This is a genomic window from Janthinobacterium sp. GW460-12-1-14-LB5 (genome assembly GCF_059423585.1).
Window position 1 is genome coordinate 14,717 of record NZ_JBWKYD010000039.1, and the last position, 23,655, is coordinate 38,371.

General features: G+C 62.7%; 15 protein-coding genes. 12 read left to right on the plus strand and 3 right to left on the minus strand.

Annotated elements, in window-relative coordinates; all coding sequences use genetic code 11:
• Nucleotides 1–3: 3 nt before the first annotated feature.
• The 3 genes from AC07X6_RS27085 to AC07X6_RS27095 are packed head-to-tail and all read right to left on the minus strand — an operon-like array spanning nt 4 to nt 3,583.
• Complete coding sequence (locus AC07X6_RS27085) at nt 4–1,734, minus strand: cobaltochelatase CobT-related protein (RefSeq protein ID WP_494793020.1); 1,731 nt, start codon at nt 1,732–1,734, stop codon at nt 4–6.
• Nucleotides 1,731–2,705: an AAA family ATPase gene (locus AC07X6_RS27090; protein ID WP_494793021.1), complete on the minus strand. Its 975-nt coding sequence runs from the start codon at nt 2,703–2,705 to the stop codon at nt 1,731–1,733. Before AC07X6_RS27090 ends, AC07X6_RS27085 begins: the two co-directional genes overlap by 4 nt.
• A gap of 41 nt (nt 2,706–2,746) precedes the next feature.
• Nucleotides 2,747–3,583: an IclR family transcriptional regulator gene (locus tag AC07X6_RS27095; RefSeq protein ID WP_475413612.1), complete on the minus strand. Its 837-nt coding sequence runs from the start codon at nt 3,581–3,583 to the stop codon at nt 2,747–2,749.
• A 213-nt stretch (nt 3,584–3,796) separates the two neighbouring features.
• Here AC07X6_RS27095 and xsc point away from each other — a divergent pair, with 213 nt between their 5' ends.
• The 12 genes from xsc to AC07X6_RS27155 all read left to right on the plus strand — a co-directional run.
• Complete coding sequence (xsc, locus tag AC07X6_RS27100; protein ID WP_493046807.1) at nt 3,797–5,605, plus strand: sulfoacetaldehyde acetyltransferase; 1,809 nt, start codon at nt 3,797–3,799, stop codon at nt 5,603–5,605.
• A 196-nt stretch (nt 5,606–5,801) separates the two neighbouring features.
• The gene (locus AC07X6_RS27105) at nt 5,802–6,209 is read left to right on the plus strand and encodes a nuclear transport factor 2 family protein (protein ID WP_230541661.1); all 408 of its coding nucleotides are present in this window, start codon (nt 5,802–5,804) and stop codon (nt 6,207–6,209) included.
• 25 nt (nt 6,210–6,234) lie between these two features.
• A complete protein-coding gene (locus AC07X6_RS27110; RefSeq protein ID WP_230541660.1) occupies nt 6,235–7,674 on the plus strand; it encodes an NAD(P)/FAD-dependent oxidoreductase in 1,440 nt (479 codons plus the stop codon).
• A 120-nt stretch (nt 7,675–7,794) separates the two neighbouring features.
• Nucleotides 7,795–8,880 carry a taurine ABC transporter substrate-binding protein gene (gene tauA / locus AC07X6_RS27115; RefSeq protein ID WP_494793022.1) on the plus strand — a complete coding sequence of 362 codons (1,086 nt, stop codon included), beginning with the start codon at nt 7,795–7,797 and terminating at the stop codon, nt 8,878–8,880.
• Between the two features lie 71 nt (nt 8,881–8,951).
• Nucleotides 8,952–9,767, plus strand: a complete 816-nt coding sequence (locus tag AC07X6_RS27120; RefSeq protein ID WP_070219220.1) for a taurine ABC transporter ATP-binding protein — start codon at nt 8,952–8,954, stop codon at nt 9,765–9,767.
• A 79-nt stretch (nt 9,768–9,846) separates the two neighbouring features.
• A complete protein-coding gene (locus tag AC07X6_RS27125; RefSeq protein ID WP_051959683.1) occupies nt 9,847–10,641 on the plus strand; it encodes an ABC transporter permease subunit in 795 nt (264 codons plus the stop codon).
• Nucleotides 10,642–10,921: 280 nt separating this feature from the next.
• Nucleotides 10,922–12,355, plus strand: a complete 1,434-nt coding sequence (locus tag AC07X6_RS27130; protein ID WP_474290399.1) for an amino acid permease — start codon at nt 10,922–10,924, stop codon at nt 12,353–12,355.
• Entirely contained in the window at nt 12,348–13,574 is a 1,227-nt protein-coding gene (sorA, locus tag AC07X6_RS27135) for a SorA family sulfite dehydrogenase catalytic subunit (protein ID WP_494793023.1), read from the plus strand. Before AC07X6_RS27130 ends, sorA begins: the two co-directional genes overlap by 8 nt.
• Nucleotides 13,575–13,584: 10 nt before the next feature.
• The gene (sorB, locus tag AC07X6_RS27140) at nt 13,585–14,196 is read left to right on the plus strand and encodes a SorB family sulfite dehydrogenase c-type cytochrome subunit (RefSeq protein WP_494793024.1); all 612 of its coding nucleotides are present in this window, start codon (nt 13,585–13,587) and stop codon (nt 14,194–14,196) included.
• Nucleotides 14,197–14,519: 323 nt separating this feature from the next.
• The gene (locus AC07X6_RS27145) at nt 14,520–14,807 is read left to right on the plus strand and encodes a hypothetical protein (RefSeq protein WP_494793025.1); all 288 of its coding nucleotides are present in this window, start codon (nt 14,520–14,522) and stop codon (nt 14,805–14,807) included.
• Nucleotides 14,808–14,817: 10 nt separating this feature from the next.
• Nucleotides 14,818–16,476, plus strand: a complete 1,659-nt coding sequence (locus AC07X6_RS27150) for a ShlB/FhaC/HecB family hemolysin secretion/activation protein (protein ID WP_494793026.1) — start codon at nt 14,818–14,820, stop codon at nt 16,474–16,476.
• Between the two features lie 32 nt (nt 16,477–16,508).
• Nucleotides 16,509–23,655: YDG domain-containing protein (locus AC07X6_RS27155; RefSeq protein WP_494793027.1), on the plus strand; the 7,147-nt coding region annotated here is incomplete at its 3' end.

Below are 23,655 nucleotides of genomic sequence, written 5' to 3' on the forward strand. Positions count from 1 at the left end.
TCCCTATCGCCTCAAGCCACCCAGCAATTGCGCGATCTCGCTGAACAGCTCATTGTTCAGCGAGGCGGGCAGGGTGGTGGCCAGGCTGCGGCTGTAGTAGGCACCCAGGTCCAGGCCCAGGCCCAGTCCGCAGATTTCCACGGCGCCCTGTGCTTCGCGGCGCGCCACCACCTGTTTCAGATGTTGCGCCAGGTAAAACTCGTCGTTGGCCAGATTCGTGGCCGTATCCATCGGGCAACCATCTGACACGACGAGCAGGATGCGCCGCCGCTCCGGGCGTGCCAGCATGCGCGTGCACGCCCAATCCACGGCTTCGCCATCGACGCCTTCGCGGTACAGGTCCGCTTTCAGCAGCGCCGCGATGTCGGGCCGCGCGCGGCGCCAGTTCGTCTCGCCATCCTTGAAGACCATGTGCACGAGTTCATTCAAGCGGCCCGGATGGGCGGGCGAGCGGGCGCGCATCCAGTCGCGCCTGACTCTTCCCCCGTTCCAGGCGCCCGTCGTAAAGCCCAGCAATTCCGTCGTGATGCCGGCCTGGTCCAGTGCGCGTAGCAATATGTCCAGCAGCACGGCCACGGATTCCGCATGTGTCTTCATGGAGCCGGAGCAATCGACGAGAAAAGTGACGAGGCAATCGGCCTGCGGCAGGAATTGTTCCTTGCGAAACAGCCTGCGTTCCGACGGCGAGCTGATCAGCTGGGCCAGGCGCCGGCCATCGATATAACCCTCTTCTTCGCCGAACGACCAGCCGTCGCGTTGGGGCACGGCCAGCAATTGCGTGAAGCGCCGGGCCAGGCGGGCCGTGTTGATGCCCAGGCTGGCGATGCGCGCATCCATGCGTTCGCGGTAGTCGAGCAGCAGGGCGCGGCGCACGAGCTCGCCTGCCTTGTCTTCGCGGTCATATGCCGTGCAGTAAATCTTGTAGCCGCCGTCGCCATCGCTGAAGGCGCGGCTGTCGCCCAAGGGCGCCGCGTCGGGCAGGTGGTCGTTATCGCTGTCGAAATCGAGCAGCAGCTTGAACGCCGCCTGCGCTTTCGCGTCGCCGGCCTCGTCCTGGCTGCCGTCGCGCGCCGCTTGCGCCTCTTTCAGCATGGCATCGACGGCATGGGCGATGGCCAGCGCATGGCGCGCAAAGGCGGCCTGGTCGGCGCGGTGGCGGCGCAAGCCCGCCAGGTCGCCGCTCAGTTGCGACGACACGGACCAGCGCGTGGCTTCAATAAAATCTTCCGTCTTTTCCAGCACGGGCCTGGCCGTCAGGCGCGACCAGCACATCTGGAACACTGTATACAAGAGCAAGCCCGACGCGCCTTCGGCCAGGCCGGAATCGTAGAACGCGTGCGACCAGGCAGTAAAACGGTGGCGCAGGTTGGCGATGACGCCGGCATGTTGATCTGGCGCAAGCGTCTCCACCCTTAATTGCTCCAGCAGCTCGAACACGAGCCGCGCCACAGGCTCGGGCGGGCACAGCGACTTGTGCAGGGCCGCGTCCGTGTGCAGCAAACGCAGGGCCACGCTGTCGGCCGCGCCGCGCAGCGACGGCAAATCCTGCAGTGCCGCATCGGGCTGCAGATGGGCGGCGTGGATGGGCAGGGGACGGTGGCCGTCGTGCAGGCGCCGTCCGCGGTAGCGGATCGAGGGGGAGCCGCTCAGTGCGCGGATGGCGCCCGCGCACAGCTCATCCGTTTCCTGCTGTTCGCGCGTGTAGGCGGCGGGAGCAGTGACTTCGGCGCTCATGCCTGGCTCGCCAGCAATTCCTCATTGAAGCAGCGCTGGTAATACTCGGCCACCATGGGCCGCTCGGCCTCGTCGCATTTGTTGAGGAAGGACAGGCGGAAGGCGAGGGCCGGGTCGCGGAAGATCTGGCAATTCTCGGCCCAGGTAATCACCGTGCGTGGCGACATCAGGCACGCCAGGTCGCCCGCCGCATAGCCGTGGCGCGTGAGGCTGGCCACGGCCACCATGCTGCTTGCCAGCTGGCGGCCTGCCGCGTCGTTCATGGCGGGAACTCGCGCCAGCACGATGTCCGTTTCTTCGTTCTGTGGCAAATAGTTCAGGGTGGCAACAATGTTCCAGCGGTCGATCTGTGCGTGATTGAGCACTTGCGTGCCGTGGTACATGCCGTTCAGGTTGCCCAGGCCCACCGTGTTCGAGGTGGCGAACAAACGGAAGTGGGGATGGGGCGTGATGACCCGGTTCTGGTCGAGCAAAGTAAACTTGCCGTCGCGCTCGAGGATGCGCTGGATGACGAACATCACGTCGGGGCGGCCTGCGTCGTACTCGTCGAAGATCAGGGCTACGGGGCGTTGCAAAGACCAGGGCACGATGCCTTCCTGGAATTCCGTTACCTGCTGCTGTTCGCGCAGCACGATGGCATCCTTGCCCACCAGGTCCAGGCGGCTGATGTGGCCATCGAGGTTGACGCGCACGCAGGGCCAGTTCAGGCGCGCCGCCACCTGCTCGATATGCGTGGACTTGCCCGTGCCGTGCAAGCCTTGCACCATCACGCGGCGGTTGTGCGTGAAACCGGCCAGAATCGCCAGGGTCACGTCCTTGTTGAAGCGGTAGGCGGGATCGATGTCGGGCACGTGCGGATCGCGCTCCGTGAAGACGGGCACGAGCAGGTCGCTGTCGATATGGAACAGGCTGCGCACGGACTGCAAGGTTTGCGCTGCGGCGGCGGGGGGATGTTGGCGTGAATCTGGCACCTTGTTCTCCTGGTCAAGCCGCAGCATGGGTGCCGCAGCGGTTATGAATTACCTGTTTGCAATGCGTCGTCGTCCCCGCCCGTCGTCGGCATGGTTTCCGATTCGATGGCGGCCAGGGCTTGCGCGGCGCGTTGCAATGCTGGCAAGAAATGTAAAGCCTTGTCGTGCGTCAAACGGATGATGGGCGCCTGGATCGCCACGGCCAGGTTCGAGCGGCCGTTCGGGTTCGGCACCAGCACGGCCACGCACAGCAGGCCGGGCAGGAATTCCTCGTCGTCCAGCGCATAGCCGTTGCGGCGCACCAGTTCCAGTTCGCGCTCCAGCTTGGCGGGGTCCGTTTCCGTCTTGTCCGTAAAGCGCGTCAATTCCATGTGGCCCAGCAGGCGGCGCCGCTGCACGGGCGTCATCTGCGCCAGGAACAGCTTGCCGCTCGACGAGCAGTGGGCCGGCACGCGTGAACCGGGATGCAGGTAGAAGCGCAGCGGGGCCGCCGTTTCCACCCGGTCCAGGTACACCACTTCGCTGCCGCTGAAGGCCGTCAGGTTGCAGCTTTCGCCCACTTCCTCGACCAGCTGGCGCAAGACCATGCGGCGGGCGCCATGGAAAGTGTTGTTAATCAAGAGGTTAGACGCCAGGCGGCGCAGGCGCACGCCCGTGCTGTAGTGGCGGCCGTCGCTTTCGCGCTGCAGCACGCCCACGCTTTCCAGCTGTTGCAGCATGCGGTGCAGGGTGGGCTTCGGCAGCCCCGTTTCTTCCACCAGCGCTTGCAGCGACAGCAGTTGGTCTTTCTCGGCAATCACTTCCAGCAAGGCAAACAAACGCATCGTGGGCGTGTCGCCTTCCAGTTTTTCCGGCTCAAGTTTTGGGGATGAAATCATGTCCATGGTGGCCTCGGTTGGGTAGCTCTGAGTGTTACATCAGCTTATTTCATTTTCGAACTCAAATTGTACCGTTTCCTCGAAATTCTGTTTGACTTTTGATTGCCGAGCGCTTAAATTGAATTGTATATCAAATTTCGGAACAAAATATACCGTTTTTTGATAATTTAGCTTAAGTTCATCACTACAGACCAGGAGACACCCATGAATGACATGACCGAGCAAAAAGCCGCCGCCGCAGCGGCCACCCCCACCGGGCCGCAAAAGATGACGCCTTCCGAAGCGTTCGTGGAAACCCTGGCCGCCAATGGCGTGACCGACATGTTCGGCATCATGGGCTCGGCCTTCATGGACCCGATGGACATCTTCGCGCCGGCCGGCATCCGTTTGATCCCCGTCGTGCACGAGCAGGGCGCCGGCCACATGGCTGACGGCTATGCCCGTGTCTCGGGCCGCCATGGCGTCGTCATCGGCCAGAACGGCCCCGGCATCAGCAATTGCGTCACGGCCATTGCCGCCGCCTACTGGGCGCACACGCCCGTCGTCATCATCACGCCGGAAACGGGCACGATGAGCATGGGCCTGGGCGGCTTCCAGGAAGCGAACCAGCTGCCGATGTTCGAGGAATTTACGAAATATCAAGGCCACGTCACCAATCCGGCCCGCATGGCGGAATTCACGGGCCGCTGCTTCGACCGCGCCATGTCGGAAATGGGCCCGACGCAATTGAACATCCCGCGCGACTATTTTTATGGCGAAATCAAGGCGGAAATCCCGAAACCGAACCGCCTGGACCGCGGCGCCGGCGGCGAGCAAAGCCTGAACGATGCGGCCGAGCTCTTGGCCAAGGCCAAGTTCCCCGTGATCATTTCGGGCGGCGGCGTCGTCATGGGCGAAGCGATCGAGGAATGCAAGGCCCTGGCCGAGCGCCTCGGCGCGCCCGTGGTGAACAGCTACCTGCACAATGACTCGTTTCCCGCCAGCCACCCGCTGTGGTGCGGTCCGCTCGGTTATCAAGGCTCGAAGGCGGCGATGAAACTGATCGCCCAGGCCGACGTCGTCGTCGCCCTCGGTTCGCGCCTGGGACCGTTCGGCACTTTGCCGCAGCACGGCATGGATTACTGGCCGAAGAACGCCAAGATCATCCAGATCGACGCCGACAACAAGATGCTGGGCCTGGTCAAAAAGATTTCGGTCGGTATCTGCGGCGACGCCAAGGCGGCCGCGAAAGCGATTCTGGCCCGCCTGGACGGCAAGACGCTCGACTGCGATGCCACGCGCGACGCGCGCTATGCCACCGTGCAAGCGGAAAAGGCCGCGTGGGAAGAAGAATTGACCAACTGGACGCACGAAAAGGATGCGTACAGCCTGGACATGATCGAAGAGCAAAAGAAAGAGCCGGGCAACTATCTGCACCCGCGCCAGGTCTTGCGCGAGCTGGAAAAAGCCATGCCGGAAGACGTGATGGTGTCGACCGATATCGGCAACATCAACTCGGTGGCGAATAGTTACTTGCGCTTCGAGAAGCCGCGCAGCTTCTTTGCGGCGATGAGCTTTGGCAACTGCGGCTACGCGTTCCCGACGATTATCGGCGCGAAAGTTGCCGCGCCGCACCGTCCGGCCGTGTCGTATGCGGGCGACGGCGCCTGGGGCATGAGCCTGATGGAAACGATGACTTGCGTGCGCCACAACATTCCCGTCACGGCCGTGGTGTTCCACAACCGCCAGTGGGGCGCGGAAAAGAAGAACCAGGTCGATTTCTACAACCGCCGCTTCGTGGCCGGCGAGCTCGACAACCAGAGCTTCGCGGAAATTGCGCGCGCCATGGGCGCCGAAGGCATCACGGTCGACAAGCTGGAAGACGTGGGGCCGGCCCTGAAGAAGGCGATCGACATGCAGATGAATGAAGGCAAGACCACCATCATTGAAATCATGTGCACGCGCGAGCTGGGCGACCCGTTCCGCCGCGATGCGCTGAGCAAACCGATTCGTCACCTGGACAAATATAAAGACTATGTTTAAGTCAGCGGCCCTGTGAGGATCTGGCCTGTGACCAAATTCTCACAGATTGTCACGAAAACATCATAATTTCATTAAAGAATACAAGACGTCCCGTTTTTTGGATTATTTGATTTGACAAGGCCATGCTTAAGGCTTAAATTCAATAAAAGACAAAAAACGGAACGTAGCGTATCAAAAACGATTTACGGAGACCACCATGAACCACCCTGTACCGCACACCGACGCCGTCACCATCGACTTCCTGCAAGCGTTCGGCGATGCCTGGAACCGCCACGATATCGAGGCCCTGATGGCCGCCATGGCTGACGACTGCGAATTCCACGCCGTCGCCGGTCCTGACTTGCTGGGCAAGAGTTTTATCGGCCGCGACGCCGTGCGCGCCGGTTTCGAGCTGGCCTGGCAAACCTTTCCCGACGCCGCCTGGCTCAACCCCGTGCACTTCGTCAGCGGCCAGCGCGGCGTGACGGAGTCGACCTTTGCCGGCACCAAGGCGGATGGCACGCGCATCGAGGCGCGCATGGTCGACATCTTCACCTTCCGCGACGGCAAGATTGCCGTGAAGAACGCCTTCCGCAAGGATCGCCCACCCGTCGTCAAAGCTTGAGCCAGTACGTTCACCGGGAATGATCATGAACAAACCTGTCGACACCCCATCTGACGTACTGGGCAACAGCACCGCCGCCCGCACGGCCTATGATCCCGCCTTCGATCCGCTCGTGGCCCAGCGGCCCGGCCACGGCAATGCCTACGCGCCCACCTACTGGATCGGCACGGCCGGCGAACCGCCCGCCGACGACGGCCCCATCACGCATGACATCGACGTCGACGTGGCCATCATCGGCTCGGGTTTTACCGGTCTCTCCTGCGCCATCTTTCTTGCTCAGGAACACGGCATCAAGGCCACCGTGCTGGAAGCGAACCGGGTCAGCTGGGGCTGCAGCACGCGCAACGGCGGCCAGGCGCAATGCACGACGGGCCGCCTGAAGCGCTCGCAGTGGATCGCCCGTTACGGCATGGACACGGCCCTGAAACTGCACACGGAAGTGTGCGACGCCATGGAAACCTTCAAGAAGATCACGGCCGACATCGATTGCGACCCGCAGCCGGGCGGCCACCTGTACATCGCCCACAAGGCGAAAGCCATGCCCGCGCTGGAAAAAGAAGCAAAGGTCATGCGCGAGATCTTCAAGTACGACGCGCGCATCCTCGACGCCGACACCGTCAAGCGCGAATTCGTCGACGACAAGGAAGCGGCGGGCGCCCTGCACGAGCCGGAAGGCATCGGCATCCACGCGGGCAAGCTGGCCTTCGGCTACCTGCGCAAGGCGCGCGCGCTGGGCGCCAAAGTGCATCCATCGAGCCCCGTGATGGGCTGGGAAACGCGCAACGGCGTGCATTACCTGCAAACGCCGGGTGGCGTGGTGCGTGCCCGTTCCGTGGCCGTGGCCACGGGCGGCTACACCTCGCCCCACCTGCATCCGCAGGTGAAAAACCGGCTGCTGCCGATTTTGTCGAATTCCATCGTCACGCGCCCGTTGACCCCGGCGGAAATCGAGGCGTGCAATTTCCGCACCCACCAGGTGATCACGGATACGCGCATCTTGCGCCACTACTACCGCTTGATGCCGGACAACCGCGTGCAGATCGGCAGCCGCAGCGCCATCACGGGCGCCGACGCGCCGGACGACAGATATAAACAGTTTTTGATCAACGATCTGCACCGCAAGTTCCCCGCGCTGACCGGTATTCCCATCGATTATTCGTGGTGGGGCTGGGTCGACGTCAGCCACGACATGATGCCGCGCATCGTGCAGCCGGACCCGAAGCAATCGATCTTCTATTCGCTCGGCTACGGCGGCAACGGCGTCATGTATTCGGCGCAGGCGGGCCGGCGCATGGCCGAGCGCATCGCGGGCAAGGCCAGCGACACGGGCTTGCCGATCTTTAATTCGAAATTGCCGTATCCCAACATGATGGAACTGGTCGAGTCGCAAGCGTTCGCCCCGTTCCGCCGCCTGGGCCAGCGCTTCCTGTACCGCTGGTATCACTTGAAGGATGAAGTTTTTTAAATAGTAATAGCAGTAGCCGTACTAAGCCGCCGCATGGTTGACAAAGAGCAAACAGCGGCGCCTCCCGAAAGGGATGAGATTGCCCGAACGTTCACACATAACAATAACTTGGAGTGAGACATGAACACCTACACGAGCAAAACCCCGAGCAAAACCCCGAGCAAAACCCCGAGCAAAACGGTTTTTTCAACGCTGCGCCGCGCCGTCCTCGGCACCCTGGTGCTGGGCGTGGCGGTCGCTTCAAGCGGCACGGCCTTCGCGCAAGGCAAGGAAGTGACGATTGCCTACCAGGAAATCAACGGCCCGTTCCTGGTGGCGATCGCCAGCGGCGAAGTGGAAAAAACCACCGGCTATAAAATCAACTGGCGCAAGTTCGACTCGGGCGCCAAGGTGGCCACGGGCATGGCATCGGGCGACGTGCAGATCGGCGTCATCGGTTCCAGCCCATTGACGGCGGCCGTCAGCCGCGGCGTCGACCTGCAGCTGTTCTGGATCATCGACGACATCAATGAAGCGGAAGCGATGGTGGCCCGCAACGGCGCCGGCATCACCAAACCGGCCGACTTGCGCGGCAAGAAGATCGCCGTGCCATTTGTTTCCACCACGCACTTCCACACCATGTTCGCGCTGGAAACGTGGGGCATCAAGCCCACGGAAGTGAAGTTGCTCAACATGCAGCCGAACCAGATCGCCGCCGCCTGGGAACGGGGCGACATCGATGCCGCCTTCGTGTGGGATCCGGCCTTGAGCAAACTCAAGCAAAACGGCAAGGTGCTCGTCACTTCCGGCGAACTGAGCAAGAAGGGCAAGGCCACGTTTGACGGCATGGCCGTCGAGCGCGCCTGGGGCGAAGCGAACGCGGACTTCATGGCCAAGTTCGTCAAGGTGATGGCCGCTGCCGACGCCGACTACCGCGCCAATCCGAAGGCGTGGACCATCGATTCGCCGCAAGTGAAAGCCAACGTCAAGCATTCGGGCGCGGCTGCCAAGGACGTGGCCGCTTCCGTGGCCCTGTACGCCTATCCATCCTTGCAGGAACAGGCTTCGCCGGCCTGGCTCGGTGGCGGCGCAAAGGGCGGCGTGGCGCAAGCCTTGCTGGCCACGGCGCAATTTTTGAAGGGCGAAGGCAAGATCGATACGCTGGCCCCTGACTACGCCAAATATGTGACACCCAGGTATGCACAGGCCGCCGGCCTGCTGAAGTAAACGTTGTGCGATGGCGCGCCTGCGGGCGCGCTGACTGAACAGAGTGCGTTGAACAGAACTGTGGGGACACGATGGAAAATCTGTACGTCAAGGATGTCAGCGTGATTTATCCGGGCAAGACGGCCGGTGAACGCGTACATGCCTTAAATAATATCAATCTCACCATTAATAGCGGCGACTTCGTCGTCGCGCTCGGTGCTTCCGGTTGTGGCAAGACAACCTTGCTGAGCCTGATGGCGGGCTTTATCGCCCCGTCCAAGGGTGAAATCATGCTCGGGGACAATAAAGTGGAAGGGCCGGGCGCCGACCGTGGCGTTGTGTTCCAGAAACATGCCTTGCTGCCGTGGCTGAACGTCATGGAAAACGTGGAATTCGGCCTGAAGCTGCAAGGCGTGCCGAAAGCCGTGCGGCGCGAACAGGCGGCGAAAAACCTGGCGCTGGTCGGCTTGAAGGACTTTCACGACAATATGATCTACCAGTTGTCTGGCGGCATGCAGCAAAGGGTGGGCATCGCCCGCGCCCTGACCAGCAATCCCGCCATGCTGCTGATGGATGAACCGATGGCGGCGCTCGACGCGCTGACGCGCGAAACCATCCAGGAATTGCTGCTCGATATCTGGGCCAAGTCCAGCACCATGTTCTTCTTCATTACCCACAGCGTCGACGAGGCGCTGTTCCTGGCGAACCGGCTGATCGTCATGTCGCCCCGTCCGGGCCGCATCACGCACACGTATGAACTCGATTTCAACAAGCGCTTCCTCGAATGCCGCGATGCGCGCGCCGTGAAATCGAGCCCGGACTTCATCAAGATGCGCGAAACAGTGCTCAACATCATTTATGGCGACGAGCGCGCCGTCAATAAAGAGCTGGAGGTGTCCCATGCATAGCCCATCCGCCGTGGGATTTCCTCCCACCAACGCCAAGCGCGCCGGCTTTTTTGGCCGCCTGTTCGCTCCCCGCTGCGCCATGCCCGGCGAAGCGTTCGGCGCGCCGGGGCAGGGCAATTCCAGCCGCATCGCCACCGTCACCGTCATCGCCGTGCTGCTGCTGTGGTTTGGCGTGACGGCCAGCGGCATGGTGAAACCCTTGTTTTTACCTTCGCCGCAAGCCGTGTATGAAAAATTCATCATGGCAGCCACCACCGGGTTCGGCGGCGCCACCCTGTGGGAACACACGGTCGCCAGTCTGGTGCGCGTGTTCGGCGCCTTCGGTCTGGCTTGCCTGTTTGCCATCCCCATCGGCGTGATGATGGGCGTGAACCGCGTGGCACGCGGCATCTTCGACCCCTTGATCGAGTTCTACCGCCCGCTGCCGCCCCTCGCTTACTTGCCACTGGTCATCATCTGGTTCGGCATCGGCGAGTTTTCGAAGGTCTACCTGATCTTCCTGGCCATCTTCGCGCCGATGGCCATCGCGGCCCGCGCCGGCGTCAGCTCCGTGTCGCTGGAGCAAATCCACGCCGCGTACTCGATGGGCGCCACCCGCTTCCAGGTCATCGTGCACGTAATTTTGCGCGCGGCGATTCCGGAAATCCTCACCGGCATGCGCATCGGCATCGGCGTGGGCTGGACCACCCTGGTGGCGGGCGAGATGGTGGCGGCCACGCGCGGCCTCGGCTACATGGTGCTCAGTGCTTCCGAGTTCCTCGCCAGCGATGTGGTGATCATGGGCATCATCGTGATCGGCTTCTTCGCTTTCCTGTTTGATTTGATGATGCGCTACCTCGAACGTACCCTCGTGCCATGGAAGGGCAAGGTGTAAGACGTTCCCGGGAGTGGCGCGCACGCCACAAGTGTTGCCGCCGCTCCCTTTTTTTAATCCGCAATAAGCCGTACTTACCCTCCAGCGCGCTTGCCCCTTGGGCGCCGCGCCGGGCCGCTGCATTTCCAGATTGACTTATGGAATGCGGCCAACCAGACTGATTCACACGATGTATCGATGCTGCTTGACGGTGTTGCCTAAATAAAACAAAGCCGCGCGGCAAGAGCAAGCCGCAGCAGGCAGGGCGCACCGGGCTTCAGAGATTTTCAGGAGACAAAACATGATTAGCGAATCGCATAACAGTACCGGCTTGCAGCACTCGCTGAAGCAACGCCACATGAGCATGATCGCCATCGGCGGCGTGATCGGCGCCGGCCTTTTCGTTGGCAGCGGCGTCATCGCCAAGGCTGCCGGCCCGGCCGCCATCCTTTCCTTCTTGCTCACGGGCGGCCTGGTCGTCCTGATCATGCGCATGCTGGGCGAGCTGGCTTCGTCCCTGCCCGTGGTCGGCTCCTTTTACGAATATGCGCGCCTGGCCTTCGACGACAAGCCGAAAGTGTCGAAATTCCTCGGCTTCATGAGCGGCTGGATGTACTGGTATTTCTGGGTCGTCGTCGTGGCCCTGGAAGCCATCGCCGGCGCCAAGCTGGTCAACTTCTGGCTGCCCGACGTGCCATCGTGGTCCATCAGTCTGGTCTTGCTCGTGTCGATGACGGTGCTGAACCTGTTCTCGGTGAAAGCGTTCGGCGAATTCGAGTTCTGGTTCGCTTCGATCAAGGTGGTCGCCATCATCGTCTTCCTGTTCGTCGGCGCCCTGTTCCTCACGGGCAGCTTGCCCAACAGCATCCCAAGCCTGGGCTTTTTGACCAGCCATGGCGGCTTCATGCCGCACGGCTGGGGCCCCGTACTGAGCGGCGCCGTGGCCGCCACGGCCTTTTATTCGGGCGCCGAAATCGTCACCATCGCCGCCGCCGAAACGTCGGACCCGGCCAAGGCCATCGCCCGCGCCACCAATTCCGTCGTCACCCGCGTGCTGATGTTTTATGTCGGTTCCATGTTTGTCGTCGTCTGCATCGTGCCCTGGGATTCGCCGGCCATCGCCACGCCCTTCGTCAGCGCCCTGACCGTCATGAATATCCCGTACGCGGCCCACATCATGAACGCCATCATTTTGACGGCCGTGCTGTCGGCGCTGAATTCCAGCCTGTACGCCTCGTCGCGCATGATCTTTGCGCTGACGCGCCGCGGCGATGCCCCCACGGGCCTGGTCAAGCTGAGTAAGAACGGCGTGCCGATTCGCGCCATTTTGTTCAGCACCTTGTTCGCCTACTTTGCCATTGCCGTCTCGTATGTGTCGGCCGACCTGGTCTTCCCCTTCATCGTCAATTCCTACGGCATTCTGATCCTGTTCGTGTACCTGCTTATTGCGATATCTCAATTGCGCCTGCGCCGCCGCCTGGAACGCGAATGCCCGGAACGCATCAAGGTACGCATGTGGCTTTTCCCCTATCTTACGTATTTCACCATCATCGCCATGCTGGTGATCCTGGGGGCCATGAGCGTGTCGTCCGATACGGAGCAGCGCGTGTCGTTCTGGTTCGGCTTGTTGAGCGTGGTCATCATGAGCGTCATGTACTACATCAAGAAGCTGGTCAACGATGACCGCAACGGCGGTGCCTCCGCCGATACCAAAGTGGAGCTCAAACATGTCTGATACGACTTTGTTGCCCGCCAGCCGGCGCCGCTTCCTGCGCACGACGGCCGCCCTGGGCGCCGCCGCCGTGGCGGGACCTGGGTCAGCCACGGCTGCCTCTGTCACCTTGCCGTTTGAAAACGGCGAGCGCGAACTGGTGGCCTTTCCGCAAAAGCGCCCGCTGATCCTGCTGACCAGCCGCCCGCCCCAGCTGGAAACGCCGTTCAGCGTGTTCAACGAGGGGGCCATCACGCCCAACGACGCGTTCTTCGTGCGCTATCACTGGAGTGGCTTGCCCACCAGCATAGACGGCGGCAGCTACCGCTTGCGCATCGGCGGCCTCGTCAAGACGCCGCTGGAGCTGTCGCTGGCGGAACTGAAACAGCTGGCCGACCCCGTCGACGTGGTGGCCGTGACGCAATGTTCGGGCAACAGCCGCGGCTTCTTCGCTCCGCGCGCGAATGGCGGGCAGCTGGGCAATGGCGCCATGGGCAATGCCCGCTGGACGGGCGTCCCCCTGAAAACCGTGCTGGAAAAGGCCGGCATCGCGGCCAGTGCCGTGCAGGTGGCTTTCAATGGCCTGGAAACGCCGCCCGTGGGCGACGGCCCCGACTTCCAGAAAGCCTTGTCCGTCGAGCACATCATGGCTGGCGACGTGCTGCTGGCCTGGGCCATGAATGGCGAGGACATTCCTTTCCTCAACGGCTATCCGCTGCGCCTGATCGTGCCGGGCTACTATGGCACTTACTGGGTCAAGCACCTGAGCGACATCACGGTGCTGGACAAGCCGTTCGACGGCTTCTGGATGAGCACGGGCTACCGCATCCCCGACAACGGTTCCGGCTTCATCGAGCCGGGCACGCCCGTGGGCAAGACGACGCCGATCAGCCGCCTCAACGTGCGCTCCTTCATTACCAGCGTGCAAGATGGCGCGCGAGTGAAGGCGGGGCACGACCTGGCCTTGCGCGGCATCGCCTTCGATGGCGGGCAGGGCATCAGCGAGGTGACGGTATCGGCAGACGGCGGCCAGACGTGGCAGGAAGCAACGCTGGGCAAGGACCTGGGCCGCTTCTCGTTCCGCGAGTGGACGATGGTCATGAAGGCGCCGCGCAAGGGCAAGCACGTGCTGATGGTGCGCGCCGTCAACCGCATCGGCCAGAGCCAGCCCATGAAAGCCCTGTGGAATCCCATGGGTTATATGCGCAATGTGGTGGAAACTACGCGCATTCAGGCAGTCTGAGGAGAATCATATGAAGATAATACTTGCCGCGCTGGCACTGTCGGCGGCGGGCGGCGCGTGCGCGCTGGACATCCACTTGCCGCCGGAAACGGCGGCCTATAAACCCAGCGAATTGCCCGGCTACCAGCTGGTGCAGCGCAACTGCATGACGTGCCACGCGGCCCAGTACGCGTCGAGCCAGCCGCCCGCCTCGCCGCGCGCCTACTGGGAAGCGACCGTCAAGAAGATGAAGAAGCCGTTCGGCGCCCAGTTTGACGACGCGGACATGCCGGCCATGGTCGACTACCTGGTGAAAACCTATGGAGCGGAGCGGGGCGCCGCAGCGCCCGCCGCCGCAACGAAGCCCGCCGTAGCGGCTGTCCCGGCCGCTGGCGGCAAGGATGTGAAAACCTTGCTGGCGGCAAATGGCTGCATGGCTTGTCACGCCCTCGACCAGAAAGTGGTCGGCCCCGGCTTTGCCGAGGTGGCCGCCCGCTACAAGGGCAAGGACGGCGTTGCCGCCGTGGCGGCGAATATCCGCAGCGGCGGCGCCGGCAAATGGGGGCCCGTGCCCATGCCGCCGTTCAGCCAGCTCAGTGTAGCCGATGCGGCGGCCCTGGCGAAATACGTGCTGTCCAGGTAGCGCCTGGCCAGCGCGGCACGCCAGCGCACTTCACCTCTCTTCCTCCGCGCAGCCGGTAGGTCGGTCTTGTGTCCGACATGCCGGCTGGCTGTCACGCCTGTATTTTTCAAGCATTCCATGGCGGGAATTAATTCATTAATAACTCATTTTTACAAGAATGTTACACGCTCTTGTGGGGCAAGAAATTGCTTCATGGAAAGAGAATCGGTGTATGCAAAACAATAACATTGTTTTATCTTGCGACAATATCAATAAGTCGTCATTGGAATAACTATTTGTGCTGCGAAAAGTAGCATGTCGATAGTCATGTTGCGGAAGATTTGTTGCATGAAGACAACGAATTTCTTGGTGGAAAGGTGCATTTTCCCGCGACTTTGAGGATTTTTCCGATGTTCGTGTTTGGGCTGCACCAATGTAGTGAATCAGTCCCCCAGGCAAGTATTTTCTCTTCTCATGGCGCGCTAAAATGGATCAATGTTGCTGTTGAGAATTTTATTCTCCTGTTGCTATTTTATTTAACATTGGTAGCAAAAGAATATCTTTCTTCACGCTCTTGTATTCCCCGCCAGTGCCGCCGGAAACGGCGTGCCTGGCGCGGGCGCGCCGCCTGAAAGGATGACCTTGAATACCAAATTACTTCCACTGACCTTGCTGGCGCTGATCCAGACCGCCTGGGCCGTCGATCCCCCGAATGCCGGCAGCCAGCTGCAGCAGATTCCCACCGCGCCACAGTTGCCGAAAGTGCCGCCAGCCATCCGCGTGCAGCAGGGCAACGTGCCGGCCACCACGGTGGGCGATACCACGCGCATCAGCGTGCAGCGCCTGCGTATCGCGGCGCCGCCCGTGTTTGCCGAGAGCGAACTGGTCGCTGCCACGGGTTTTGTCCCCGGCAGCGAGCTGACCCTGGGCGAGCTGCGCGCCATGGCGTCCAAAATTGCCAGCTATTATCAGAACCGCGGTTATTTCCTGGCGCAGGCGTATCTGCCCGCGCAAGACATCCACGATGGCGTCGTCGCCATCGACGTGCTGCCGGGCCGGTATGGCCAGGTGCAGCTGCGCAACCAGAGCAATCTGTCCGACGGCCTGGCCGGCACGCTGCTGGCCGGCCTGGATGGGCAGGTGATTTCCACGCCGCCGCTGGAGCGGCGCTTGCTGCTGCTGTCGGACTTGCCGGGCGTGCAGGTCAGCTCGACCCTGGCGCCGGGGGCGTCTCTGGGGGCGTCCGACCTGATCGTCGACGTGCAGCCCGGCGCGCGCTTCAACGGCAGCATCGACCTGGACAACCAGGGCAACCGCTACACGGGCCGCAACCGCATCGGCGCCACCCTGAACATCAATGAACTGGCCGGCATCGGCGACGTGGCCACCGTGCGCGCCTTCACGTCGGCCGACGGCCTGAACTATGGCCGCCTGGCCTATCAGGGACAGGCGGGCTTGCTGCGCCTGGGCGGCGCCTACACGTACATGGATTACAAGCTGGGCAAGGAATTTGCCGTGCTCGACGCCAAGGGCACGGCCAAGATCGCCAGCGCCTACGGCAGTTATCCGCTGATCCGTTCGCGCAGCAACAATCTGTATGCGCAGGTCAGCTATGACGACAAGACCTTCCAGGACCGGACGGAATCGACGGGCAGCGTCAACGACAAGACGGCCAGGGTGTGGATGCTGAACCTGAATGGCGACGGCAAGGACGGCTGGGGCGGCGGTGGCGTCAGCACCTATTCCGTCACGTACACCACGGGCAAGATCGATATCGGGACGCTCGATGCCTTGCTGCTCGACCGCGCGACGGCCAACAGCAACGGCCACTTCAACAAGCTCAGCTTCAACGCGGCGCGCGTGCAAAGCCTGGGCGGCGAGACGAGCTTGTTCGGCACCATCAGTGGCCAGGCAGCATCGAAAAACCTCGATGTCTCGGAAAAGATGGGCATCGGCGGCGTGGGCGGCGTGCGCGCCTATCCGGGCGGCGAGGCGTATGGCGACCAGGGCTACGTGCTGAATCTGGAATTGCGCCAGAACGTGACGGCGTTCACGGCCTTTCCTGGCCAGCTGCAGGTGCTGGCCTTTGCCGATACGGGCACCGTCAAGCTGAACCATGAGGCCTGGAGCGCTGGCGACAACCGCCGCACCCTGAGCGGCGCCGGCGTGGGCGTGACGTGGACGGGCGCCAATGCGCTCGTGCTGAAGGCGTATTACGCGCACAAGCTGGGCAATGCCAAGGCGACCTCGGCACCCGATGCGGCAGGCCGTTTCTGGCTGCAAGCCGTCAAATACTTCTAATTAAGACAAGTTAATACAATCAGGACACTGCCATGAACCGCATCTACCGCTCCATCTGGAACCAGGCCACCGGCGCCTACGCCGCCGTTTCCGAAAACGTCAAATCCGCCGGCAAGCGCTCGATGCCCGGCAGCAGCGGTGGCGGGGCGCATTTTGCCTTGACCGGCATGGCGGCGGCCCTGATGCTCGGCTATGGCTCGCTGGCCCTGGCGGGGCCGGCGGGCGGCACGGTGGTGGCGGGGCAGGCAACGATCAACGGCGCGCCGGGCGCGACGGTGATCCGGCAGGGCAGCCAGAATGCCGTGATCAACTGGGCCAGTTTTAATATCGGCAAGGGCGAGTCGGTGCAGTTCCAGCAGCCCAACAGCAATGCGGTGGCCCTGAACCGCGTGCTGGGCAGCGACGGCACGACCATCCTGGGCAACTTGTCGGCCAATGGCAAGGTGTTCATCGTCAACCCGAACGGCGTGCTGTTCGGCCGGGGCGCGTCCGTGAACACGGCGGGCCTGGTGGCGTCCACGCTGGATATTTCCAATGCCGACTTCATGGCCGGCAATTACAAATTTAGCGGCAACGGTAGCGGCAAGGTACTGAACCAGGGTTCGATCAGCGCGCCGGGCGGCTATGTGGCCTTGCTGGGCGCCAACGTCTCGAACGAAGGCACGATCCAGGCGCGCCTGGGTTCGGTGGCCCTGGCGGCGGGCCGCGCCATCACGCTCGATGTGGCCGGCGACGGCTTGCTGAACGTGGCGGTGGACCAGGGCGCCGTGGGCGCGCTGGTCAACAATGGCGGGATGATCAAGGCGGACGGCGGCAGCGTCGTGTTGACGGCGCAGGCGGCGGGCGACTTGCTGAAAACCGTGGTCAACAACACGGGCGTGATCGAGGCGCATACCATCGACACGCGCGGCGGCACGATCAAGTTGCTGGGTGACATGCAAAGCGGCACGGTGCACGCGGGCGGCACCCTGGACGCCAGCGCGCCCGCTGAAGGCAATGGCGGCTTCGTCGACACCTCGGCCGCGCACGTGAAGATCGACGATGCGCTGAAGGTGACGACGGCCTCAAGCAAGGGCCTGTCCGGCACCTGGCTGATCGACCCGACCGACTTCAATATCGCCGTCTCCGGCGGCGACATGACGGGCGCCTTCCTCAGCAACTCCTTGAAATCGGGCAACGTGCAGATCCAGAGCATCTCGGGCGGCAGCGGCACGCAGGGCAACATCAACGTCAATGACAACGTCAACTGGACGGCCAACAAGCTGACCCTGACGGCACAGAACAATATCAATATCAACAAGGCCATGCGCGGCGCGGGCACGGCCAGCCTGGCGCTGGAATATGGCCAGAGCGGGCTCGCCGCCGGCAATCTGTCCACGTACAACGTCAAGGCCGAAGTGGATTTGCCATCGGGGAATAACTTCAGCACCAAGCTGGGCAGTAACGGCAGCGTGACCGTGTATCAGGTGATCAACAGCCTGGGCGCCTTCAACAGCACGACCGGCAGCGACGTGCAAGGCATGCAGGGCAATTTGTCCGGCAACTATGTGCTGGGTAGCAATATCGACGCGCGCGGCACCTCCGGCTGGGACGGCGGCCAGGGCTTTGTGCCGATCGGCAGCGCCGGGACGCCGTTTACCGGCAAGTTTGACGGCCTGGGCCATGAACTGTATGGCTTGACCATCAACCGCCCCGAGACGCCGGCGGCGATGTTCGGCAATATTGGCGTGGCTGGCAGCGTGCGCAACCTAAGCTTGAGCAATGTCAATATTTCGGGTTCGCAGGCCGCGTACGGTGCCGCGTATACCGACATCGGCGCGCTGGCGGGCCGCAATAACGGCACCATCGAAAATGTGTCCAGCAGCGGCGCCGTGCATGGTTCCGGCTACATCAACATGGGCGCGCTGGTGGGCACCAATGCCGGCACGCTCAGCAACAGCCGCGCCGCCGGCACCGTTGTTGCCGGCGCGTATGGCGCCGCCGGCGGCCTGGTCGGCGTGAATGCGGCCGGCGGCTTGATCAAGGGCAGTTCCAGCGCCGTGGCCACCACCTCTACCAACTATTTCGCAGGCGGCCTGGCCGTATTCAACCGCGGCACGATCAGCGACAGCTACGCCACGGGCGCCATCAGCGTCGGCAGTGCTGGCGGCAGCTACGGCGGCGGCCTGGCAGCCATTAACACGGGTGGCGGCACGGTCACGAACAGCTATGCGACGGGCAATGTCACGGGAACTTCCGGCCTGGGTGGCTTGGTGGGGCGGATAGAAAGCGGCGCGGTAACGAATAGCTATGCCACTGGCAATGTGACCGGGACGAATAATCTCGGCGGCCTGGTCGGGGTGTCTGCTGGCCCGATAAGCAACAGCTATGCGACGGGCAACGTGACGGGCAACTCCACCGTGGGCGGCGTGGTGGGCTACAACATCGGTGTTGCCCTCACCAATACATATTATTCGGGCAAGCTCACGACGACCGGCATCAATAACGGCGCCATTGTCGGCGACCACAATGGTGGCTCCATCGTCAATGCCTATTTCAACAACATCCTGAATTCGGGGTTAAGCGCCGTTGGTGTGGTCAGCAATGGCGCAAGCACCGTGGCCCAGGGCTTGAGTGCGGCGCAGATGTTGCAAGGGAGTAATTTCACGGGATTCAATTTCACCAGTACGGCAGGTGCGACGGGCAACAACTGGGTCATCGTCAGCGGCGACGGTTCGATCAATGGCGCGGCCGCCGGCACGCGCCCGATGCTGGCGTCGGAGTGGTCGAATACCATCAATTCCACGCACCAGTTGCAATTGATGGCGATGAACAAGGCTGCCAGCTACACCTTGGGCAGCAGCTTCAGCGCGGCCGGCACGGCGGCGAATGGCAACGATGTGTGGGGCAGCACGGGCTTCATCCCCGTCGGCACGGCGGCTTCGGCCTTTACGGGCAGCCTGGACGGCACAGGCCATATCATTTCCAATTTGAATATCGCCAAGGCGGGCGTGAGCGATGTGGGCCTGTTCGGCGCCATCGGCAGCGGCGGGGCGGTGGCGAACGTGGGTCTGTCCGGCGGCAGCGTGGCGGGCGGCACCAATGTGGGCGCGCTGGCCGGCAGCAATGCGGGCACGATCAGCGGCAGCTTTGCCACCAGCGGCGTGACGAGCACCTCCACCGGCGGTGGTCTGGTGGGCAGTAATACGGGCACGGTGGTGGACAGCTATGCGAGCGGCACCGTGAGCGGCACCAGCACCGTTGGCGGCCTGGTCGGCAGCAATGGCGGCAGCATCGCCAACAGCTATGCGAATGGCGGCGTGAGCGGCACCAGCAATGTGGGCGGCCTGGTGGGCGCCAATGCGGGCAGCGTCACGGGCAGCTATTGGGACACGGTGGCCAGCGGCCAGGCGAATAGTATGGGCGGGACGGGCAAGACGACGGCGCAGCTGAAAAACCTGTCGAATTACACCGGCGCCGGCTGGGAGCTGGGGCAGATGTGGGTAGTCTACGACGGCCAGAGCGCGCCTTTCCTGCGCTCGTTCATGAAGCAGGTCGCCGTGCGCGTTTCCTACGACAGCAAGGTGTATGACGGCGTGGCCTACGCAGGCGGCAGCAATAGCGTCACGTATTCGAACACGGTGGCGGGCGCCAGCCTGCTGGGCACGCCCGTGTATGCGGGCAATGCCGCTGGCGCCGTGAATGCGGGCACGTATGGCGTGTCGGCCAGCGGCTTGTACTCGTCGGGCGGCCAGTCCGGCTACGCCATCAGCTATATCGATGGCGGCCTGGTGATCACGCCCAAGTCGGTCACCCTGAGCGGCGCGGCGGTGGGCGACAAGGTGTACGACGGCACCACCGTGGCCGCCATCAGCGGCACCCTGAACGGCGTGCTGGCGGGCGACCTGGCCAATGTCAGTTCGACCGTGAATGGCACGTACGCCAGCAAGAATGCGGGCAACGGCATCGCCGTGACGGTCAACGCTGCCCTGGGCGGCAGCGCCGGGGGCAACTATGCGCTGGCGCCCGTGAACGGCTTGACGGGCAATATCAGCAAGGCCACCATCAGCGGCGTGAGCGGCATTGTTGCTGGAAATAAAGTGTATGACGGCACTGCCACGGCCAGCCTGAACACGGCGGGCGCCACGTTTGCGGGCATGGTGGGCGGCGACAGCCTGAGCGTGTCGGGCGCCAGCGGCAGCTTTGGCGACAAGAACGCCGCGACCGGCAAGGCGGTCAGCATCAGCGGCATCGTGCTGGGCGGCACGGACGCTGGCAACTACAATTTGACCAATGCCACGGCCAGCAGCACCGCCGATATCAGCAAGGCCACCATCACCGGCGTGGCCGGTATCGTTGCTGGAAATAAAGTGTACGACGGCGGCGTGGCCGCCAGCCTGAACACGGCAGGGGCTTCGTTTACGGGCATGGTCGGTGGCGACAGCTTGACGGTCTCGGGCGCCAGCGGCAGCTTTACCGACAAGAACGCCAGCAATGGCAAGACAGTCAATATCAGCGGCATTACCCTGGGCGGCACGGATGCTGGCAATTATAATTTCACCAATACTTTGGCCAGCAGCACAGCCAACATCAGCAAGGCCACCATCAGCGGCGTGAGCGGTATTGTTGCTGGAAATAAAGTGTATGACGGCACTGCCACGGCTGGCCTGAACACGGCGGGCGCCACGTTTGCGGGCATGGTGGGCGGCGATACCCTGAACGTGTCGGCCGCCAGCGGCAGTTTCAGCGACAAGAATGCGGGCACAGGCAAGGCGGTCAGCATCAGCGGCATCGTGCTGGGCGGCACGGACGCGGGCAACTACAACCTGGCCAGCAGCACGGCCGGCAGCACAGCCGATATCACTGCCAAGGCGCTGACGCTGACGGGCTTGAGCGGCAACAATAAGGTCTACGACGGCACGGCCGATGCAAACCTGACCGGCGGCACCTTGAATGGCCTGGTCAATGCGGAAACCCTGGGCTTTGCTGTGCAGGGCGCCAGCTACAGCGACAAGAATGCTGGCACGGGCAAGACCATTACGATCGGCGGCGTGACCCTCAGCGATGGCAGCGGCCTGGCAGGCAACTACACGCTGAGCGCGCCTGGCGGCTTGACGGGCGATATTGCGAAAGCAACGATTACCGGCATTACTGGCTTGAGCGCCGAGGACAAGGTCTATAACGGCAACCTCAGCGCCAGCCTCAGTGCCGGCTTGGCTGTGATCAATGGCAAGATTGCCGGTGACGACGTGCAATTGTCCAGTGCGAACGGCGCCTTTACGGATAAAAACGTTGGGACCAACAAGGCCGTCAATATCAGCAATATCACCTTGTCCGGCAGCGACCTGGGAAATTATAATTTTAGCAATAATGCGGCCACTGCCACGGCGAATATCACGCCCAAGGCCGTCACGCTTTCCGGTGTGACAGCCGACAATAAAGTCTATGATGGCACGACGGCGGCAGTCTTGTCGGGCGGTACCTTGAGCGGCATGGTCGCGGGTGAAACGCTGAGCTTCAGCGGCGGCGTGGGCAGTTTCAGCGACAAGAACGCCGGCACGGGCAAGGTGGTCGCGATCAGCGGCACGATCTTGCAGGATGGCACTGGCCTGGCCAGCAACTACACTTTCACCAGTCCGGGCAACGTGCATGCCGACATCAGCAAGGCCAGCATCAGCGGCGTGTCGAACGTGGGCGTCAACAACAAGACCTATGATGGCCAGAAAACGGCCACCTTGAATGGCACGGCGACCTTCACCGGCATCTTCGGCGACGACAGCCTGACGGTGGCGGGCAATGGCGAATTCAGCGACAAGAATGCGGGCACGGGCAAGACCGTCAATGTCAGCGGCATCACCCTGGGTGGCGCGGACGCGGGCAACTACATGCTGGGCAGCACGACATCGAGCGGCGTGGCCGATATCGCCAAGGCCAGCATCGGCAGCGTGTCGAACGTGGGCGTCAACAACAAGACTTACGATGCCTCAGCCACGGCCACGCTCAACGGCGCGGCGACCTTCAATGGCATGGTCAATGGCGACAGCCTGACGGTAGCGGGCAATGGCGCCTTCAGCGACAAGAACGCGGGCACGGGCAAAACGGTGAACGTCAGCAACATCACCCTGGGCGGCGCGGATGCGGGCAACTACCTCCTGGGCAGCACGACGTCCAGCGGCGTGGCCGATATCGCCAAGGCCAGCATCAGCGGCGTGTCGAACGTGGGCGTCAACAACAAGACCTATGATGGCCAGAAAACGGCCACCTTGAATGGCACGGCGACCTTCACCGGCATCTTCGGCGACGACAGCCTGACGGTGGCGGGCAATGGCGAATTCAGCGACAAGAATGCGGGCACGGGCAAAACGGTGAACGTCAGCAACATTACCCTGGCTGGCGCGGATGCGGGCAACTACATGCTGGGCAGCACGACGTCCAGCGGCGTGGCCGATATCGCCAAGGCCAGCATCGGCAGCGTGTCGAACGTGGGCGTCAGCAACAAGACCTATGATGGCTTGAGAACCGCCACCTTGAATGGCACGGCGACCTTCGATGGCATTATTGGCAACGACAGCTTGAGTGTCGCAGGCTCTGCTTTGTTCAGCGACAAGAATGCTGGCACGGCCAAGGTTGTGATGGTTAGCGGCATCACGCTGGCTGGTGCGGATGCTGGCAACTATATCCTGGGCAGTAATGTATCCAGCGGCACGGCCGATATCACGCCCAAAGCCCTGACGGTGACGGGCCAGGTGGCCGGCAACAAGGTCTACGACGGCAATGCGGTGGCGCAGCTGAGCGGCGGCAGCTTGGCCGGCCTGGTGGGCGATGAAACCCTGGCCATCGGCGGCCAGACGGCGGTCTTCAGCGACAAGAATGCGGGCAATGCGAAAGCCGTGACGGTCAGCGGCACCACCTTGCTCGACGGCACTGGTTCGGCCAGCAACTATACGGTGGCCAATCCGACCGGCTTGACGGCCAGCATCACGCCGAAAGCCCTGGCGGTGACGGGCCAGGTGGCGGGCAACAAGGTCTACGATGGCAATGCGGTGGCGCAACTGATCGGCGGCAGCCTGGCCGGCCTGGTGGGCGATGAAACCCTGGCCATCGGCGGCCAGACGGCGGCCTTCAGCGACAAGAATGCGGGCAATGCGAAAGCCGTGACCGTCAGCGGCACCACCTTGCTCGACGGCACTGGTTCGGCCA

What these genes read in the sequence shown, in the direction of transcription:
- AC07X6_RS27125 (WP_051959683.1), top strand. Translation starts at nt 9,847, where the DNA reads ATGCCCGGCGAAGCGTTCGGCGCGCCGGGGCAGGGCAATTCCAGCCGC.
- sorB (WP_494793024.1), top strand. Translation starts at nt 13,585, where the DNA reads ATGAAGATAATACTTGCCGCGCTGGCACTGTCGGCGGCGGGCGGCGCG.
- AC07X6_RS27085 (WP_494793020.1), bottom strand. Translation starts at nt 1,734, where the DNA reads ATGAGCGCCGAAGTCACTGCTCCCGCCGCCTACACGCGCGAACAGCAG.
- AC07X6_RS27095 (WP_475413612.1), bottom strand. Translation starts at nt 3,583, where the DNA reads ATGATTTCATCCCCAAAACTTGAGCCGGAAAAACTGGAAGGCGACACG.
- AC07X6_RS27120 (WP_070219220.1), top strand. Translation starts at nt 8,952, where the DNA reads ATGGAAAATCTGTACGTCAAGGATGTCAGCGTGATTTATCCGGGCAAG.
- xsc (WP_493046807.1), top strand. Translation starts at nt 3,797, where the DNA reads ATGACCGAGCAAAAAGCCGCCGCCGCAGCGGCCACCCCCACCGGGCCG.
- tauA (WP_494793022.1), top strand. Translation starts at nt 7,795, where the DNA reads ATGAACACCTACACGAGCAAAACCCCGAGCAAAACCCCGAGCAAAACC.
- sorA (WP_494793023.1), top strand. Translation starts at nt 12,348, where the DNA reads ATGTCTGATACGACTTTGTTGCCCGCCAGCCGGCGCCGCTTCCTGCGC.
- AC07X6_RS27130 (WP_474290399.1), top strand. Translation starts at nt 10,922, where the DNA reads ATGATTAGCGAATCGCATAACAGTACCGGCTTGCAGCACTCGCTGAAG.
- AC07X6_RS27105 (WP_230541661.1), top strand. Translation starts at nt 5,802, where the DNA reads ATGAACCACCCTGTACCGCACACCGACGCCGTCACCATCGACTTCCTG.
- AC07X6_RS27110 (WP_230541660.1), top strand. Translation starts at nt 6,235, where the DNA reads ATGAACAAACCTGTCGACACCCCATCTGACGTACTGGGCAACAGCACC.